The 16,396-nt window shown below is 68.6% G+C and carries 16 protein-coding genes; 10 read left to right on the top strand and 6 right to left on the bottom strand.

Annotated features, from left to right (window positions below):
- Nucleotides 1-15: 15 nt before the first annotated feature.
- Complete coding sequence (locus tag F1D05_RS20525) at nucleotides 16-1,941, bottom strand: discoidin domain-containing protein (RefSeq protein ID WP_185441788.1); 1,926 nt, start codon at nucleotides 1,939-1,941, stop codon at nucleotides 16-18.
- Between the two features lie 131 nt (nucleotides 1,942-2,072).
- On the opposite strand from F1D05_RS20525, the gene F1D05_RS20520 reads away from it, so the two are divergent.
- The gene (locus F1D05_RS20520; RefSeq protein ID WP_185441787.1) at nucleotides 2,073-3,086 is read left to right on the top strand and encodes a LacI family DNA-binding transcriptional regulator; all 1,014 of its coding nucleotides are present in this window, start codon (nucleotides 2,073-2,075) and stop codon (nucleotides 3,084-3,086) included.
- A 181-nt stretch (nucleotides 3,087-3,267) separates the two neighbouring features.
- Here F1D05_RS20520 and F1D05_RS20515 read toward each other — a convergent pair whose 3' ends face one another.
- Nucleotides 3,268-3,858 carry a TetR/AcrR family transcriptional regulator gene (locus F1D05_RS20515; protein ID WP_246485805.1) on the bottom strand — a complete coding sequence of 197 codons (591 nt, stop codon included), beginning with the start codon at nucleotides 3,856-3,858 and terminating at the stop codon, nucleotides 3,268-3,270.
- A gap of 91 nt (nucleotides 3,859-3,949) precedes the next feature.
- On the opposite strand from F1D05_RS20515, the gene F1D05_RS20510 reads away from it, so the two are divergent.
- The 6 genes from F1D05_RS20510 to F1D05_RS20485 are packed head-to-tail and all read left to right on the top strand — an operon-like array spanning nucleotide 3,950 to nucleotide 8,993.
- Nucleotides 3,950-5,194 carry an acyl-CoA dehydrogenase family protein gene (locus tag F1D05_RS20510; protein ID WP_185441786.1) on the top strand — a complete coding sequence of 415 codons (1,245 nt, stop codon included), beginning with the start codon at nucleotides 3,950-3,952 and terminating at the stop codon, nucleotides 5,192-5,194.
- On the top strand, nucleotides 5,191-6,090 hold the full coding sequence (locus F1D05_RS20505) for an SDR family NAD(P)-dependent oxidoreductase (RefSeq protein WP_206685781.1): 900 nt from the start codon (nucleotides 5,191-5,193) through the stop codon (nucleotides 6,088-6,090). Before F1D05_RS20510 ends, F1D05_RS20505 begins: the two co-directional genes overlap by 4 nt.
- Complete coding sequence (locus F1D05_RS20500; protein ID WP_246485804.1) at nucleotides 6,087-7,178, top strand: phosphotransferase family protein; 1,092 nt, start codon at nucleotides 6,087-6,089, stop codon at nucleotides 7,176-7,178. Before F1D05_RS20505 ends, F1D05_RS20500 begins: the two co-directional genes overlap by 4 nt.
- 1 nt (nucleotide 7,179) lies before the next feature.
- Complete coding sequence (locus F1D05_RS20495) at nucleotides 7,180-7,863, top strand: histidine phosphatase family protein (RefSeq protein WP_185441785.1); 684 nt, start codon at nucleotides 7,180-7,182, stop codon at nucleotides 7,861-7,863.
- Between the two features lie 9 nt (nucleotides 7,864-7,872).
- Nucleotides 7,873-8,070, top strand: a complete 198-nt coding sequence (locus F1D05_RS20490) for an SDR family NAD(P)-dependent oxidoreductase (RefSeq protein ID WP_246485803.1) — start codon at nucleotides 7,873-7,875, stop codon at nucleotides 8,068-8,070.
- On the top strand, nucleotides 8,070-8,993 hold the full coding sequence (locus tag F1D05_RS20485) for an LLM class F420-dependent oxidoreductase (RefSeq protein ID WP_206685780.1): 924 nt from the start codon (nucleotides 8,070-8,072) through the stop codon (nucleotides 8,991-8,993). The genes F1D05_RS20490 and F1D05_RS20485 overlap by 1 nt, the downstream gene beginning before the upstream one ends.
- Before the next feature lie 74 nt (nucleotides 8,994-9,067).
- Here F1D05_RS20485 and F1D05_RS20480 read toward each other — a convergent pair whose 3' ends face one another.
- From F1D05_RS20480 to F1D05_RS20465, 4 genes are read right to left on the bottom strand one after another with little or no spacing between them, the layout of a single operon-like run.
- Nucleotides 9,068-9,970: a hypothetical protein gene (locus F1D05_RS20480; protein WP_185449857.1), complete on the bottom strand. Its 903-nt coding sequence runs from the start codon at nucleotides 9,968-9,970 to the stop codon at nucleotides 9,068-9,070.
- Between the two features lie 54 nt (nucleotides 9,971-10,024).
- Complete coding sequence (locus F1D05_RS20475; protein ID WP_185441784.1) at nucleotides 10,025-10,441, bottom strand: MmcQ/YjbR family DNA-binding protein; 417 nt, start codon at nucleotides 10,439-10,441, stop codon at nucleotides 10,025-10,027.
- 10 nt (nucleotides 10,442-10,451) lie between these two features.
- The gene (locus tag F1D05_RS20470) at nucleotides 10,452-12,314 is read right to left on the bottom strand and encodes a sensor histidine kinase (protein WP_185441783.1); all 1,863 of its coding nucleotides are present in this window, start codon (nucleotides 12,312-12,314) and stop codon (nucleotides 10,452-10,454) included.
- Nucleotides 12,304-13,017, bottom strand: coding sequence for a response regulator transcription factor (locus F1D05_RS20465; RefSeq protein ID WP_185441782.1), 714 nt, complete (start codon nucleotides 13,015-13,017; stop codon nucleotides 12,304-12,306). The genes F1D05_RS20470 and F1D05_RS20465 overlap by 11 nt, the downstream gene beginning before the upstream one ends.
- 112 nt (nucleotides 13,018-13,129) lie before the next feature.
- Here F1D05_RS20465 and F1D05_RS20460 point away from each other — a divergent pair, with 112 nt between their 5' ends.
- Genes F1D05_RS20460 through F1D05_RS20450 form a run of 3 tightly spaced genes read left to right on the top strand, consistent with a single transcriptional unit; the run spans nucleotide 13,130 to nucleotide 16,181 of the window.
- Entirely contained in the window at nucleotides 13,130-14,197 is a 1,068-nt protein-coding gene (locus F1D05_RS20460) for a hypothetical protein (RefSeq protein WP_185441781.1), read from the top strand.
- Nucleotides 14,194-15,492, top strand: a complete 1,299-nt coding sequence (locus F1D05_RS20455) for a peptidoglycan-binding protein (RefSeq protein ID WP_185441780.1) — start codon at nucleotides 14,194-14,196, stop codon at nucleotides 15,490-15,492. Before F1D05_RS20460 ends, F1D05_RS20455 begins: the two co-directional genes overlap by 4 nt.
- Nucleotides 15,489-16,181 (top strand): ABC transporter ATP-binding protein, encoded by a 693-nt coding sequence (locus F1D05_RS20450; protein ID WP_185441779.1) that lies wholly within the window; start codon nucleotides 15,489-15,491, stop codon nucleotides 16,179-16,181. The genes F1D05_RS20455 and F1D05_RS20450 overlap by 4 nt, the downstream gene beginning before the upstream one ends.
- Nucleotides 16,182-16,396: the final 215 nt, after the last annotated feature.

The following is a 16,396-nucleotide window of genomic DNA, read 5'->3' as shown; positions in this document are numbered from 1 at the left end:
ATCAAGGGGGCGGCTCTAGTTGTAGAAACGCACGTCGGCGAGCGTCCACCAGTGGTCGCTGGTGCTGTTCGACGCGATCCGGACGTACCGCGCCCGGGTCGGCGTCACGTCGACGTTGGTGACTTGGCCGTCCGAAGTACCGGTGGCCAGTGGTCGCCAGGTGGTGCCGTCGTTGCTGTAGCTGAGCTTCCACGCCGCGGCGTAGTCACCGAGATTGCCGCCGCTGTCGAGTGCCACCCGGCGGATCGTCTTCGCCGTGCCGAGGTCGACCTGCAGGTACTGATCCGTCGCCTGCGCGGCCTTCGACTGCCACAGCGTCGACCCGTCGGCGTCGATCGCCAGCGCCGCGTCAGCAGCCGGTACTGCGGTCGCCGTCGCCCCCGCGAGTGAGATCGGGGACAGCTTCGAGCCGCCCGCACGCGGCCAGGTGAAGGTCGCCAGCGCACCACCGGGCAGCGTGTACTCGAACGACTGGTCGCCGACCGCCACCGCGAAGGACCGCGGGTCGTCGTTCTCGTTGTGCACGACCAGTGCCGTCGACCCGTCCGGGTTGCGGAAGGCAGTGTCCATCAACTGCCCGTTCCACCCGGTCGTGCCGTACGACGTACTGCCGATCCGCACCGCGCCGGGCTTCACGAACTTCGACAGGTGACCGATCGTGTAGTACTCCGCGTCTGTGCTGACTGTGCCGTCCGCCTGCAGAGTGACGAGCCCGGTGCAAGTGCCGCAACCGCCGAGGTGCGGACCGCCGGTGGAGTCGAGCGCGATGTTCCAGTTGACTACCGACTTGCCCCAGTTCCGGGTGACTCCGAGTGCCAGGTTCCGGGCATGCCAGGTGAGAGTGCCCTTGAAGACCTGCTCAGGTGTGTCGGTCGCGCCGTGCGATCCCGAGCACTCGGTGAACCAGATCCCCTTCTCCGGGAACGCCTTCTGCAAGGCGCTCTGGGCCGCAGCACTGCCCGAGTAGCAGTGGTACGCCGTACCGGCGATCCACTTGGCGGCTGGAGTGCTGAGCAGCTGGTAAGGGTAGTCCGTCTCCGGGTCCTCACCAGGCGGGGTGTTGCCGACGTCACCGGGGTGCGTCGTCCAGTTGTGGTCGTAGCCGAGGATCTTGGTGCGCGGGCTGGCAGCGTGCAGCAGCGGGCCGAGGGCCTCGACCACAGCCGCCTCCTGCCGCACCGGCATGTCCGTGCCCGGGTAGCCGCCCGGCGTACGGTTCTGCGGCTCGTTCTGCACGGACAGGAAGTCGACCGGTACGCCGGCTGCCGCATATGCCTTCACGAACTTCACCAGGTAGTGCGCATAGGCGTTGTAAACAGCAGGGTCGTCCTTGAGCCGGCCACCGACCAGGGAGTCGCCGGTCTTCATCCAGGCCGGCGGGCTCCACGGCGAGGCCATCACCTTGAGCGCCGGGTTGAGCTGCTTGGCCCGGCGCAGCAGCGGCAGCACCTGGGTCTGATCGTGCGCGATGGTGAAGTGCCGCAGCGCGAAGTCGGTCTGGCCGGCCGCTACGTCGTCGTACGTGTAGTGCGCCGCGGCGGCGGTGAAGTCGGACGAGCCGACCGGTTGACGCAGGAAGCTGACGCCGATGCCCTGCTTGGTGTCGAACAGCGAGCGCAACGTCTTCTCCCGCTCGGCCGCACTCAGCCGGTAGAACACGGCCGCGGAGGAGTCGGTGATGGCGGCACCGAAGCCGTCCATCGTCTGGTACTTCGTGTCGGGGTCGACCGTGATCGTCGTCAGCTTGCTGTCGGCGCTGCCGAACGCGACCGGGGCCCGCTCGTGCAGCAGCTCGGCGCGGTCCGGGGTGGTGACCCAGACCCGGGCGGATCCAGGGGAGTGGAACGGAGCCGGGACCCGAGCGGCGTCCGCGCCGACGGTCACCCCGCTCAGAGCCAGGGCGGAGGCCGCGACGGTCCCGCCGATCACTTGCCAGTTCATCGTTCTCCTTCACAGCGGACGGGCTGTAACAAATGAAACACAGTTAGCTGTATTCGCTCAGAAAACCGCCGCTCTGGCGCACTGTCAAGACTGGGATTAGGGTGCAATTGTGAAACAGAGCGATGTAACAAATGCCTAGAGCGCGGGCCACCGTGCGGGACATCGCGGCCGAGACCGGCGTCTCGATCGCGACCGTCTCCCGGGTGCTCAACCAGGCGGGCAACGTCGCACCGCAGACCAGGGACCTGGTCGAGCAGGTCGTCGAGCGACTCGGCCGGCGGGCGCCGGGGCCGCGCGGTGGGCAGCCGAAGCCGGTGGCGGGCGCGGTCTACGTCCGCTGCCCGTACGTGCTGACCGACTACTTCGGCCTGATCGTCTCGTCCATCGCGGAGACGCTCGAACGGCATGGTCGCCGGCTCGTCCTGGACGCCGGTGAGGCAGCTCAGCACACCGAGGCGCTGGCCCGGCTGACCGGCGGTCAGGGGCTGGCCGGCGCGATCCTGATCCTTCCGCCCGAGCCGGGCGACGAGCTCGTCCAGTTGCGGGCCCGCCGCTTCCCATTCGTCGTCGTCGACCCACGGACCACCCTGCCGCCGGACATCCCGTCCGTCTCGGCCGCGCACTTCGCCGGGGCCAGGAAGGTCACCGCCCACCTGGTCGACCTCGGCCACACCCGCATCGGCGTGATCGCGGGTCCACGCGAGTGGCTCGCCAGCGACGCGCGGATGGGTGGTCATGCCGCCGCCTGCGCGGACGGCGGGATCCTCCCGGACGCCGAGCTGGTCCGCTACGTCGAGCCGACCACCGAGCAGGGGTACCGCGCGGCCGGGCAACTGCTGGATCTGCCGCAGCGCCCCACCGCGCTGGTGGCTTTCAACGACAAGGCAGCGGTCGGTGCGATGCAGGCGGCAGTCGAGCGTGGGCTCCGGATTCCCCACGAACTCTCGATCGCCGGCTTCGACGACATCGACCTCAGTCGCGCCACCTCACCGCTGCTCACCACGGTCCGGCAGCCGCTGCAGGAGATGGGCCGGATGGCCGTGAGCCTGCTGACCCGCCTCCTGGACCGCCACGAGGTCGAGGCGCTACACGTGGAACTGGCTACTGAACTGATCATCCGAGGCTCTACTGCTCCACCAAACTGATCAGCGCCCCGAGTCATGCGACTGAGCAGGCGTGGAGGCGGAGGGACTGATCCGGGGCGTGGTGGAGCGACTGGATCGGCGACCCAACGGTGGCGGGCCTGGTCGCAAGGCGATCATGCATCAGCTCGATGACTCGCTCGGCTGGGCGGAGCGACCTGATCGGGCGTAGTGGAGTGACTGATCAGTTGATGGCGCGGAGCGCGTGGAGGGCTGCGATCGACTGGTCGACGAGGGCCTCGGCAGTGATCGGGCGATCGGCCTCGGGGAGGCCGGACCACTCGACGGTCAGATCCTCGACGTACGCGAGCCAGGCGTGGACCAGCATCCGGACCGTTGACGCCGATTCGGTCGACGCGGCGGAGTCGCCGAGCAGGTCGAGCACCCGGGTCGTCAGGGCGGCGCGGGTTTCGGCGTAGATCTCCACGACGTACAGGTCTCCACCGGCTGCTCCGCGGACGAAGGAGATGTAGGAGTCGCGGCGCCGGGTGACGAAGGCGACGAACGCCAGCAGCATCTCCCGCAACTGCTCGGCAGGGGGTAGCGACGGATCCGGCTTGGTGACCCGCAACAGCCGGCGCCCGGCCGCGCTCATCACCGAGACGTAGAAGTCGCGCTTGGTCGGAAAGTAGTGGAACAGCAGCCCGCGGGAGATCCCCGCCTCGGCCGCGACCGCGTCGATGGACAGCTCGTGGATCGGCTGGGTCCGCAGCATCTGCAGCCCGATGCCGACCAGTTGCTTGCGGCGGTCCTCCGCGGTCAGTCGCTGGCGCACGCTATTGAGCATTGCTCAGTAAGCCGCTACCGTCAAGGGACGCCCCCTGGCCGGGTGGGGTCAGAGTTCGCACCGAGCTTGAGGAGACGTGATGGGTTTCGAGCCGTCCAGCCGGGCACAGGAGCTGATCGGCCGGGTCGAGGACTTCCTCCGGACCGAGATCGAGCCGATCGAGGGCGAGATCCATACCGCGATCCGGGCGGCCGACGACCCGTGGCAGCCGCTGCCCGCCTTCAAGGACCTGCAGGCCAAGGCCAAGAAGCAAGGCCTCTGGAACCTCTTCCTCCCACCTTCCGAGCACGGCAACGAGCAGTACGGTGCCAGCTCAGAGGAAGGTCTGAGCAACCTCGACTACGCCCCGATCGCCGAGCTCACCGGCCGCTCCTTCCTCGCGCCGTACGTCTTCAACTGCAACGCGCCCGACACCGGCAACATGGAGGTGCTGCTCCGCTACGGCTCGTCCGAGCAGAAGCAGCAGTGGCTGGAGCCCCTCCTCGACGGCGCGATCCGGTCCGCGTTCTGCATGACTGAGCCCGACGTCGCCTCGTCGGATGCCACCAACATGGCCGCGACCGCGGTCGTCGACGGCGACGAGGTCGTCATCAACGGCCGCAAGTGGTGGAGCACGGGCGTCGGCCATCCCGACTGCGAGCTGCTCATCTTCATGGGCCTCACCGATCCCGACGCGCACCGCTATGCCCGCCACACGATGGTGCTGGTCCCGCGCAGTACTCCCGGTGTGAAGGTCGAACGCCTGCTGCCTGCGATGAGCAGGTACGACGAACCGCACGGCCACGGCGAGGTCTCCTTCACCGACGTCCGGGTGCCGGCCGCCAACATCCTGGTCGGCCCTGGTCGCGCCTTCGAGATCGCGCAAGGCCGGCTCGGTCCGGGCCGGGTGCACCACTGCATGCGCCTGATCGGTCTGGCCGAGAAGTCCTTGGAGCTGGCACTCCAACGCGGTACGACCCGTACGGCGTTCGGCAAGCCGCTGGTCAACCTCGGCGGCAACCGCGAGCGGATCGCGGACGCCCGGATCGCGATCAACCAGGCGCGCCTGCTCGTGCTGCAAACGGCGTACCTGCTGGACACCAAGGGTTTGGCCGGCGCGTTGAGCGAGGTCAGCCAGATCAAGGTCGCCGTACCGCGGATGGCACAGGATGTGATCGACATGGCGATCCAGTTGCACGGTGGCGGCGGGCTCTCCGACGACTTCCCGCTCGCTGCCGCGTGGACGAGTGCCCGGGCGCTCCGGCTGGCCGACGGGCCCGACGAGGTGCACCGTGGAGTCGTCGCCAAGATCGAGCTCTCCAAGTACACGAAGGAGTCCAAGTGAGCAGGGTTCTCGTCACCGGTGGCGCCAGCGGTCTGGGTGCCGCCCTGGTCCAGCGATTCGTTGCCGACGGCCACAAGGTGCTGAGCACGGACGTCGCCGCTGAGGTCACTGGGCACGGCGCCACGGAGTACCGGCAGCTGAATGTGCGCGATGCCGCCGACTGGGACGCGGCCGTCGCCTGGTGCGAGGAGAACTGGGGTGGCCTCGACATCCTGGTGAACAACGCCGGGATCGCCACCGGTGGGCGGATCGACGTCGAGTCGCTGGCCGAGTGGGACCGGGTCGTCGACATCAATCTGATGGGTGTGGTCCGCGGTTGCCGCGCGTTCACGCCGATGTTCAAGCGGCAGGGCTCCGGCCAGATCGTCAACACCGCTTCCGCCGCCGGCCTCGTGCATCCGCCGATGATGAGCTCGTACAACACGGTGAAGGCGGGCGTCGTCGCGCTGTCCGAGACGCTTTCGCACGAGTTGAGCCCGTACGGCGTGAGCGTGTCGGTGATCTGCCCGTCGTTCTTCAAGACCAACCTGGCGGACTCGATCCAGGGCGACGACACCGAGATGGGCGCCACCGCGCGGCGGCTGATCGAGAAGTCGCCGCGGACCGCGGACGAGATCGCGGCCAAGGTGGTCGCCGGGGTGAAGAAGCGGCAGTTCCTGATCATCCCGGACCGGCCGGCCCTGCTCGCCTGGCGGACCAAGCGCTTCGCCCGACCGCTGTACGACCGCCAGATGCGCAAGGTCGCCACCCGCGCCCGCGAGCGCGCCGAAGCAGCCGGCGCCAAGACAGCCGGCTTCAAGGCAGCTGGGTCGAAGGGCGCCGGATCGACGGGCACGGGATCGACCGGCGCCGAGTCGGCGGGTGCGGGAGCGGTGCCGACGGCCGGGGAGCGGTGACGGGTCCGTTGGCGGCGAACGAGAGCGGCGGCGAGGCGCCGGCCGGCGCGCGCGAAGTCCGCGAGGAGGACGCTTTCGACGTTCCCGCGGTCGACGCCTGGCTCCGGACGCGGACCGAGTTGCCCACCGGTCCGCCGGAGGTCAAGCAGTTCTCCGGTGGTGCCTCCAACCTCACCTACCTGCTCCGGTACACCGATCGCGACCTGATCCTGCGCCGGCCACCGGCCGGGACGAAGGCGAAGAGCGCGCACGACATGGGCCGCGAGTACCGGATCCAGGCCGCGCTCGCACCGGTCTTCCCGTACGTGCCGAAAATGGTTGCCCACTGCAACGACAACGCCGTACTGGGCTCCGAGTTCTACGTGATGGAGCGGATCGCCGGCACCATCCCGCGCCGGTCCGAGCTCGGCGTCGATCTCACTCCCAACCAGACCCGGCAGCTGGGTCACACCTTGATCGACACGCTGATCGACCTGCACCAGGTGGACCCCGACGCGGCCGGCCTCACCGATCTCGGCCGCGGCGCCGGGTACGTCGAACGCCAGATCTCCGGTTGGACCGGTCGCTACCGCAAGGCGAAGACGTGGAACGTGCCCAGCTTCGAGAAGGTGATGAGCTGGCTCGCCGCGAACCAGCCGGCCGACGTAGCGACCTGCGTTATCCACAACGACTTCCGCCTGGACAACGTCGTACTCGATCCGGACGATCCACTCCGCGTCGCCGGCGTGCTCGACTGGGAGCTGGCGACGCTCGGGGATCCGCTGATGGATCTCGGCAGCGCGCTCGCGTACTGGGTCCAGGCCGACGACGACTGGGCGTTCCGGCGCTTCAAGATGCAGCCGTCCGACGTGCCGGGGATGATCGGCCGGGACGAGATCGTCCAGTACTACGCGGAGAAGACCGGCCTCAAGCCGGCGAACTGGGCCTTCTACGAGGTCTACGGGCTGTTCCGGCTGGCCGTGATCTGCCAGCAGATCTACTACCGCTACCACCACAAGCAGACCAGGAATCCCCGCTTCAAGACCCTGTGGCTGCCGGTCAACCTGCTCGAGCGCCGCTGCCGCCGGATCATCCGCAAGGCGGGCTGAGATGGGTGCGATCTACCTGGTCCGGCACGCGCAGGCGTCGTTCGGCCGCAGCGACTACGACCGGCTCTCGCCGCTGGGTGAGCGACAGTCCGAGCGACTCGGTCAGGCGCTGGCCGAGCGTGGAGTGAAGCCCGATCTCGTCGTCACGGGTGCGATGCAACGACATGCCCGTACGGCGGAACTCGCGCTGGCCGCGGCCGGACTCAAAGCCGGCGTGGAGGTGGACGAGGGGTTCAACGAGTTCGACCACGACCAGGTGATCGTGGCGCACAAACCGGCGTACAAGCGTCGCGCGGTGATGCTGGCCGACCTGGCCAGGACCGGGCACCCGACCCGTGCGTTCCAGGAGATGTTCACCGCCGCGACCGAGCGATGGACGTTGAGCGACGGTGATGGCTATGCCGAGAGCTTCGCCGCCTTCTGCGAGCGCTCGGAGCAAGCCGCACGCCGTACCGCGGAACGCCTCGGCAAGGGGGAGACCGCGGTCGTGTTCACGTCTGGCGGCCCGATCGCCGCGATCGCCGGGCGGTTGCTCGGCGGTGACGACACGCTCTGGCTGCGGCTGAACCCGGTCACGATCAACACCGCGATCACGAAGCTCGTGTCCGGTCGCAGCGGCCTGACGGTGATCAGCTACAACGAGCACGCGCACCTCGACGGCACCGACATGCTCTCCTACAGATAGGGCTCGTTCATGCGACGCAACATCCTGATCACCGGGGCCAGCGCCGGACTGGGTGCGGAGATGGCCCGGCAGTTCGCCGCCAAGGGGCGCAACCTGGTGCTGACCGCCCGCCGCGAGGATCGCCTGAAGACCCTGCAGGACGAGCTGATCGCGGCGCATCCCGGGATCAAGGTCGTGCCGGTCTCGCTGTTGAGGAGGATGATCTGATGCGCTGGGGTCTGACCGTTCCGTTGACCGGGGTTCCGATCCGGGATCATCGCCCGTTGATCACCGAGCTGGCTTCCCTCGGCTATACGGATCTGTGGTCCGCTGAGGTTGCCGGCGCCGATGCGTTCACGCCGTTGGTGCTCGCCTCCGAGTGGGACGAGCAGTTGCGGTTGGGGACTGCCGTCGTACCGGTGCATACGCGTGGGCCGGCCGCGTTGGCGATGAGTGCGGCGGCGTTGGCCGACCTGGCGCCGGGGCGGTTCGTGCTGGGGATCGGGGCGTCGTCGGAGACGATCGTGACCGGCTGGAACGGGATCGCGTACGACCCGCCGCTCGCGCGGACCCGCGACGTCCTGCGTTTCCTGCGGACCGCGTTCGCCGGGGAGAAGGTGGACGGGGAGTTCGACAGCTTCACGATCAAGCGGTTCAAGCTGGAGAAGGCGCCGGAGATCCCGCCCGCGATCATGCTCGCCGCGTTGCGACCGCAGATGCTTCGGCTGGCCGCGCGCGAGGCGGACGGGGCGATCACCAACTGGTTGTCGGCGTCCGACGTACGGCAGGTGCGGGCCGAGCTCGGGGACGACAAGGAGCTGGCGGCGCGGATCTTCGTCTGCGTCACCGAGGACACCGAGATGGCGCGCAACATCGGCCGGTATCTGATCGCCACCTATCTGACGGTCCCGGGGTACGCGGCCTTCCACGACTGGCTCGGCCGGGGCGAGCAGATGAAGGAGATGCGCGACGCGTGGGCGGCGGTCCCGGTCTCGCTCATCGACGAGCTGGTCGTGCATGGTTCGGCCGCCGACTGCCGGGCGCGGATCGACGCGTATGTGGCCAACGGCCTGGACACCCCGATCATCGCCGCGCTTCCGACCGGCACCGACCTGCTCGAAACAGCCCGCGCACTCGCCCCGGTCCGCTGATCAGCTCGGGCAACTGATCAGCACGGCCGGCTGATGAGTCCAACCTGCTGATCAGGCGGGCGGGCTCGCGGGGTTCAGTTCGGGGTGACCTGGATGGCGCGGACGCACAGCGGGGCTCCGCCGAGGTCCTGGACGAGGACGATGCCGGAGATGTTGTGGCCCTTGGTGGTCCCGGTGAGGCGGACGATGATGGCGCTCTGCCCGAGCGCCTCGCCGACGGTCAGCTTCGTCGGCGGCGCGATCATCGCCTTGAAGAGGAGCGGCAGCAGTTGCTTGGACTCCGTGCAGCCCATCGCGGCCGCGGCGTCCAGCTTGTTCGCGTTCAGCGCCGCGACGAATCTCTTTGTCAGCGCGGTCGCCCCGGCCAGGTTGCCGGCACCGGAGGTCGGCACCGTGCTGGGCTCGGCCGTCGGCTCCTGGGTGGGATCCTCGGTCGGCGGTTCGGTGGGGAAGTTGGTCGGGAGCTCGGTCCGGATGTCCGACGGATCCAGGCCACCGGGCTCGGTGGTGGTGTCCGGTGACGGCGACTTGTCGCCGACCAGGTTGGAGGCGACCACTCCGCCGATGCCGAGCACGGCGATCAGCATCACAACCAGCAGCAGGATGAACAGCCCGGCCCGGTTCTTCGGCGGACGCTGGTACCCGGGCGGGGCACTGAAGCCACCAGGCCCGTTCGGGTCGAACACCCGGGTCTGATCGGGATTCTGGTCCTGCGGCCGATACCGATTGGGGTCGTACCCCGTCCACTGCTGCCCACCGCCCGGCTGCCCGATGCCCGGCTGTTGCCCGTAGCCCGGTTGGCCTGCACCCGGCTGCCCTGCACCCGGCTGTTGCCCGTAGCCCGGTTGCTGCCCATGCCCCGGTTGCTGGCCGTAGGCCGGCGGCTGGTTCTGGGGAGGGGGTTGCCAGCCTGGCGGCGGACCGCTGGGGCCGGGCTGACCTTCGCCGGGTGGGCCCGGTGGGTTCGGGGTGCTCACGGCTCAGTGTCGCAGTACGGCCGGCTCGTATGGAACAAGCGGACGCGGCCCGCCTCAGCTGAGTCGGTGTTCCTTCAGCCAGTCGCTGGCCCGGCGGTTCGAGGCGCGGGAGAGCCAGGCGTCCTGGATCACCTCGGTGAGTTCCTGCGCGCTCATTTCACCGAGCCGGCTCGCCCGGACCAGCACCGACAGATGCCCGTCGAAGTGCGGCGTGGTGAAGAAGGGATTGCTGTCATCCGACACCAGCGCCAGCTTGTCTTCCTCCGAAGGCACCCAGATCACGATCACATCGTCGTACCGCTCACCGGTGTCCGGATCGAAGGCGTCCGGCCGGCGGGTCCGGAAGAACACGAACGACTTCCCACCGACCTGATAGACCGGATTCTCCCCGCCACCCTGCACCACGATCACATGCGGCATCCCGCTCGCGACTTCGTGCACATCCGCCACACGGGCTTTCCGGCCGGCCATGCCCGACAGTCTAAGGACGGGCAGGGACACGAATGGTGAAGGTCGAGCCGTGGTCCGGCGTACTGGTCACCGTAATGGTGCCGTGGTGCGCCTCGACCAGGTGCTTGGTGATCGCCAGCCCGAGACCACTGCCACCCGTAGTACGGCTTCGGGAGTGTTCCGCGCGGTAGAAGCGGTCGAAGAGATAGGGCAGGTGCTCGGGCGCTATGCCGGCTCCGTTGTCGGTGACCGTCAGGTGGTAGTTGTCGCCGACTCGCCGTACGCCGACCAGGACGTGGCCGCCGGAGTCGGTGAAGCGGACCGCGTTCGAGACCAGGTTGCCCAACGCTTGCCGGATCCGGCCGGCGTCGACGATCGCGGGAGCGACCCCGGAAACCTCGGCGCGGAGTGTGACGCCTGCCGAGTCAGCCGCGGGGCGGTGTGCCGAGACCACCTGCTGGGCGAGATCGGCCAGGTCGCGCGGCTCTGGATGCAGCCGCAGCTTTCCGGCATCGGCGAGCGCGAGGTCCTGCAGGTCGACCACCAGCCGCTCGAGCAGCCCGGCCTCCTCCAGCAGCGAGGTCACCAGCTCCTTGTCGAGCGGCACCACCCCGTCCTCGGAGGCGACCAGGTAGCCCTTGATGTTGGCGAGCGGGGTCCGCAGCTCGTGCGCGACGTCGCTCACCATCGCCTTCCGCTGGACGTCGTGGTGCTGGATCGACTCGGCCATCGCGTTGAACGCGTGCCCGAGCCTGGCGACCTCGTCCCGGCCGTTCACCGGGACCCGGGCCGCGTGATCGCCGTTCGTCATCCGTTGCGCGGCGCCGGTCAGGGCCAGGATCGGCCGGACCAGGCGCCGCCCGGCGAACACCATCACCAGCGCCGCGATCAGGAGTACGCCGAGCGCGGTCGCCGCAGTACGGAGCAGTCCTTCACCGGAGAAAACATTGAAGGTGCTCTTGGCACCCAGGTAGAGCTTCGCCTGCGGTGCGACGTACGGCGCGAGCGCGTCGGACCGGGCCTGCATCGTGCAGTTGATGAACTCCTCGGACGGCGCGTTGTCGGGGTCCTTCGGGGTCACGACAGGGAGTCCGTTGGATTTGTTGCTGGAGCTCGTCGTGTACGGCTCGCCGGCCGCGGTCAGGCAGTCGACCGACCGGCGAACCTCGTCCTGATTGATCGTGACGGCCTTCGCGCTCGGGGCGTACAGGCCGTCCGGAATGCAGGGATCGTTGTCGGTGAAGGCCGCCTTCGGAACCTCCGCCACCGAGTAGCCGCCCGCCTGCGTCGTTTCGTAGGCCAGCGAGGGTCCGCCGTCGGTACTGGTCGAGACGGTCACATTTTTGCCCTGTGCCCGATAGCAGGCCACCGCCTGGTCCGCCAGCTGCTCCCGCCGGCGGCGCTCGGCGTCGGTCAGGCCCCATTCACCTGAGCCGAGCGTGACCGAGGCCATGGCCGGTTTGGCGATGGCGATCCCCTGCCTCGCCGTCGCCGAGACAGCGCCGACGAACATCCCGGCGCTGCCCGGGCCGGCGTTCTTCGCGTCGATCGTTGCCGCCGGCACCGAAGGGAGGTCCGGGCCGGCGCCCAGTACTCGGGCCGAGTCGACGACCGTCGTCCCTTCGGCAGTCATCAGTGCAATCCGGCGGCCGGTCTGGTCGGCCAGCTGGCGAACGAGTTTGTCCACCCCCGACCAAGTCGCGTGGTCCCCGGCGAAGGTGCTGAGCCGGCCGTAGATCTCGCCGTCGACCTGCAACTGGGAGGCGCTCTCGTCGAGCTCGCCCTGCAACTTCTCCGACGTGCTGTAGGTGGCGATCACCGCCGTCGCGATCACCGCGCCGAGGGCCACCGCCAGCGAGAGCCCGAGGAATCTGAGCAGAACGCTACGACGCATCCGAGGTCACCACCTTGTCGGCCAGCTTGTAGCCCACGCCGTACACGGTCCGCAGGTACGCCGGGCTGCCTGGTTCCGGCTCGATCTTCTTGCGCAGGTTCATCACGTGCACGTCGATGGTCCGGTCGAACACGAAGTGGTCGAAGCCGAACGCGTGCTCCAGCAACTGCTGCCGCGAGAACGCGCGACCCGGCGAGGCGGCCAGGCAGGCCAGGATCTTGAACTCGGCGGGGGTGACGTCGACCAGCTCCCCGGCCAGCAGCACCTCGTGCCGGACCGGGTCGATCTCCAGTGCTCCGGCACGGTAGATCTCACCCTCGGCCCGGCTGCGCGTCCGCCGCAGTACGGTCCGGACCCGGGCGACCAGCTCGCGCGGGTTGTACGGCTTGGTGAGGTAGTCGTCCGCGCCCAGGTCGAGGCCGAGCAGCAGGTCGTCCTCGGTGGAGCGCGCGGTCAGCATGATGATGGGGACATCCCTGTCACCAGCACCGTCGGCCCGTAGTACGCGGCAGACGTCCAGGCCGTCCACCTTGGGCATCATCACGTCGAGGACGAGCAGATCGGGGCTGCGCCGGCGGGCCTCGTCGATGGCGGCCCGTCCGTCGTGCACGACGATGGTCAGGTGGCCCTCCCGCTCGAGGTAGCGCCGGATCAGCTCCGCCTGCTTACGGTCGTCTTCGGCGACGAGGATCCGGGCTGGCATGGTCAACACTGTCGCCGAACTTGATGAGATTTCGATGAAGATCAGCTGAGAGCATCGGGCGCTGATCAGTCCTTCACAGGTTCTTCACGGCCCCGCGACCACGCTCCACCTCATGAAGAACTCACGCAAGGCACTCGCGCTGGTCGCCGTACTGGCACTGGCCGGCTGCGGGATCGTCAACGGTCCCGCAGCCGACAAGAAACCGGTGGAGAGTGACGACAAGAGCCCGCTCGCGGAGTACATGGGCGAAGGATTCTCCGGCGGTGGCAACGGGACGTTCACGGTGCGGGCCGCCGGCGGCCCGCAGGAGTCCTCCGAGGAGCAGTTGGCCAAGCAGCGCAAGGTCGAGGACGCGACGGCCGCCTGTATGAAGACGGCCGGCTTCGACTACGTCGCCGTACCGCCGGAGTCGAACCCGAAGTCCAAGTTCAGCGACGCGTTCAACCTGCCGCCGGACAAGTTCGCCGAGCAGTACGGCTACGGCATCAGCACCATCGACTGGTCCAAGCCGGCCGGGGAGGACACCGGCAACCCGAACACTGCCATCCGCAACAAGCTGTCGGCGACCGCGAAGAAGGCGTACGACAAGGCCCTGAACGGACAGTTCGGCACCGGTGACGGAAACGTCGTCGCGATTCCGGCCGATGGGAAGGGCACCAACAACGCCAAGACGGATTTGGGCTGCCGCGGCAGAGCCGCCGAGGACGTCTTCGGCAAGCGCGACGACAAGCTGGCCGACTTCAGCAAGTACGACTCGCTCTTCAAGGACCTCGAAGCACTCAACAAGCGGGTCGAGGCCGATCAGCGGGTGGTCGCCGCCACCGCCGCCTGGTCCGACTGCCTCGCCGATGCCGGACACGCCGGGTTCAAGAAGGTCCAGGAACCGCGGGACAAGGTCAGCAAGAAACTCGACGAGCTGACCGGCGGCAACAGCGGACCCCAGAATCCCAAGCCGGGCAAGGCCACCGTGGTCGGCCCGCCGTCGTTCGACAAGGTCGACGCGCAGAAGCTGGCCGAGCTGCGGAAGTTCGAGCTCGAGCTGGCGAAGGCCGACCAGACCTGTAAGGCGAAGGTCTACGACGCGCCGCACAAGAAGGCGCAGTACGAGCTGGAGAAGGAGTTCGTCGGCTCGCACAAGGCCGAGTTGGAGGCGTACCGCGACGGAACGGCGAACCGGTGACCGCTTCGCCAAAGTCCCGCCGGCGGGTGCTGGTCGGGGTGTCCACGATCGCCGCGCTCTCGTTGGGCGTCGGTGTGGCCGCGGGCAGCCGGATCACCTCGCCGGAGGACGCGGCCGCCAAGACGGCACCGCCGAAGGCCTCCCAGATCACCGTGCCGGTGGAGAAGAAGGCGCTCGCCAGCAAGGTGGTCGCTCGCGGCGACACCTCGTTCGACGGCGCGGTGAACATCCGGGTCGAGACCAGCGGGCTGACCACCCCGGCCGTGGTGACCGGGAAGGTGCCTACCGTCGGGTCGACGCTCAAGGAAGGCAAGGCGCTGCTGGAGATCACCGGTCGCCCGGTCATCGGGTTGGCCGGCGTACTGCCGATGTACCGGACGCTCGCGCCGGGCAGCAAGGGGCCGGACGTACTCCAGCTCGAGCAGACGCTCGACCGGCTCGGGTTCGACCCGGGCACGGTGGACAGCAAGTACGACGGCAACACGGCGCATGCCGTGGAGCAGCTCTACCAAGCGGCCGGGTACGACGCGCCAGAGCCGGGCGAGCAGTTGACCCAGGCGGTCGACGGCGCCAAGAAGAACCTCGACCAGCTGAAGAACGCGGTCCGGCAGGCAGAGCGGACGCTCAAGCAGGCCAAGGCGGTCCCGGGTAACAAGGACCTGTCGGTCGAGAAGGGTGCGCTGAGCGACGCCCAGGACGCGCTCGATGAGGCGGAGACCGCGCTGGCGGACGCCAAGTTCAAGGCCGGTACGCCGCTGCCCGTGTCCGAGGTGGTCTTCGTGAAGACGCTGCCGCGCCGGGTGGACGACGTGAAGGTCGAGCGTGGTGGCACCGTCAACGGCGTGGTGATGTCGGCCAGCGGCGCTTCGCTGGTCGTCACGATCAAGGTGGACGCGCAGACGCAGGAGCGACTCAAGGCCGGGATGACGGCGAGCCTCGACCTCGGCGACGGCACGCTCGTGCCTGCCACGGTCCGCCGGATCAGCCGCAACGGGGACCAGTACGACGTGGTGGTGGCGCCCAAGTCGGTGACCCCGCACCAGTTGGAGTTGCTCCGCGATGCGAACGTCCGGGTGACCATCCCGGTCAAGAGCACGAACGGCAAGGTGCTCACGGTACCGGTGGCCGCGCTGTCCGCGGGACCCGACGGGAGCTCGCGCGTCGAAGTACTGCGGAACGGCAAGATCGAGTTGATCGGAGTCACGGTCGGGTTGTCGGCCGACGGATTCGCGCAGGTCACGCCGACCGGTGACGCCAAGCTGGACGAGAGCGACCAAGTGGTGGTCGGGAAATGACGGCTACCGCGGTCGCGTTGCCGGCGCCGGTGGTGGAGATGATCGGCGTCCGCCGGTTCTTCCCCGGGCCGCCCGAGGTACAGGCGATTCGTGAGGTCGATCTGACTATCAGGGAGGGGGAGTACCTGTCGATCGTCGGCCCGTCCGGCTCCGGCAAGTCGACCCTGCTGCACCTGCTCGGACTGCTCGACAACCCGACCGGTGGGATCTACCGGCTGGACGGCGTGGACACGATGAGCCTGCGGGAGCGGCGTCGCGCTGTCCTGCGGGGTGAGCGGATCGGGTTCGTCTTCCAGTCGTTCCACCTGCTCGACCACCGCACGGTGCTGGAGAACGTGGCGCTGTCGATGGTGTACGTCGGGGTGCCGCGTAAGGAGCGGATGGCTCGGGCGCGGGTGGCGTTGGAGCGGGTCGGGCTGGCGCACCGGATGGACTTCGGGCCGGGCACGTTGTCCGGTGGCGAGCGGCAACGAGTCGCTATCGCCCGGGCACTTGTCGCGGAGCCGAGTCTGCTACTCGCGGACGAACCGACCGGCAACCTCGACAGCGCGAACGCGGAGGCGATCCTGCAGGTGTTCGACGAACTCCACCACGAAGGGATGACGCTCGCCGTCATCACCCACGACGACCACGTCAGCCAACGCGCCCAACGCCAGGTCCGCATAGTCGACGGAACCCTCCAGTGGTAACCCCACAAACCGGCGGTTCGGTAGAGCCCGCCGGCGAGCCGTCCATCCCTAGAACCGGCCGTTCGGTAGAGCCCGCCGGCGAGCCGTCCACCCCCGGAACCGGCCGTTCGGTAGAGCCCGCCGGCGAGCCGTCCACCCCCAGAACCGGCCCCCCGGATCCCGCCGGCGAGCCGTCCACTTCCCCGCCTCCCGGCGGGGCGCCCGCTTCGCCAACT

The sequence above is a fragment of the Kribbella qitaiheensis genome, assembly GCF_014217565.1.
Classification (GTDB): Bacteria; Actinomycetota; Actinomycetes; order Propionibacteriales; family Kribbellaceae; genus Kribbella; species Kribbella qitaiheensis_A.
This window is presented reverse-complemented; position numbering and strand designations above follow the sequence as displayed.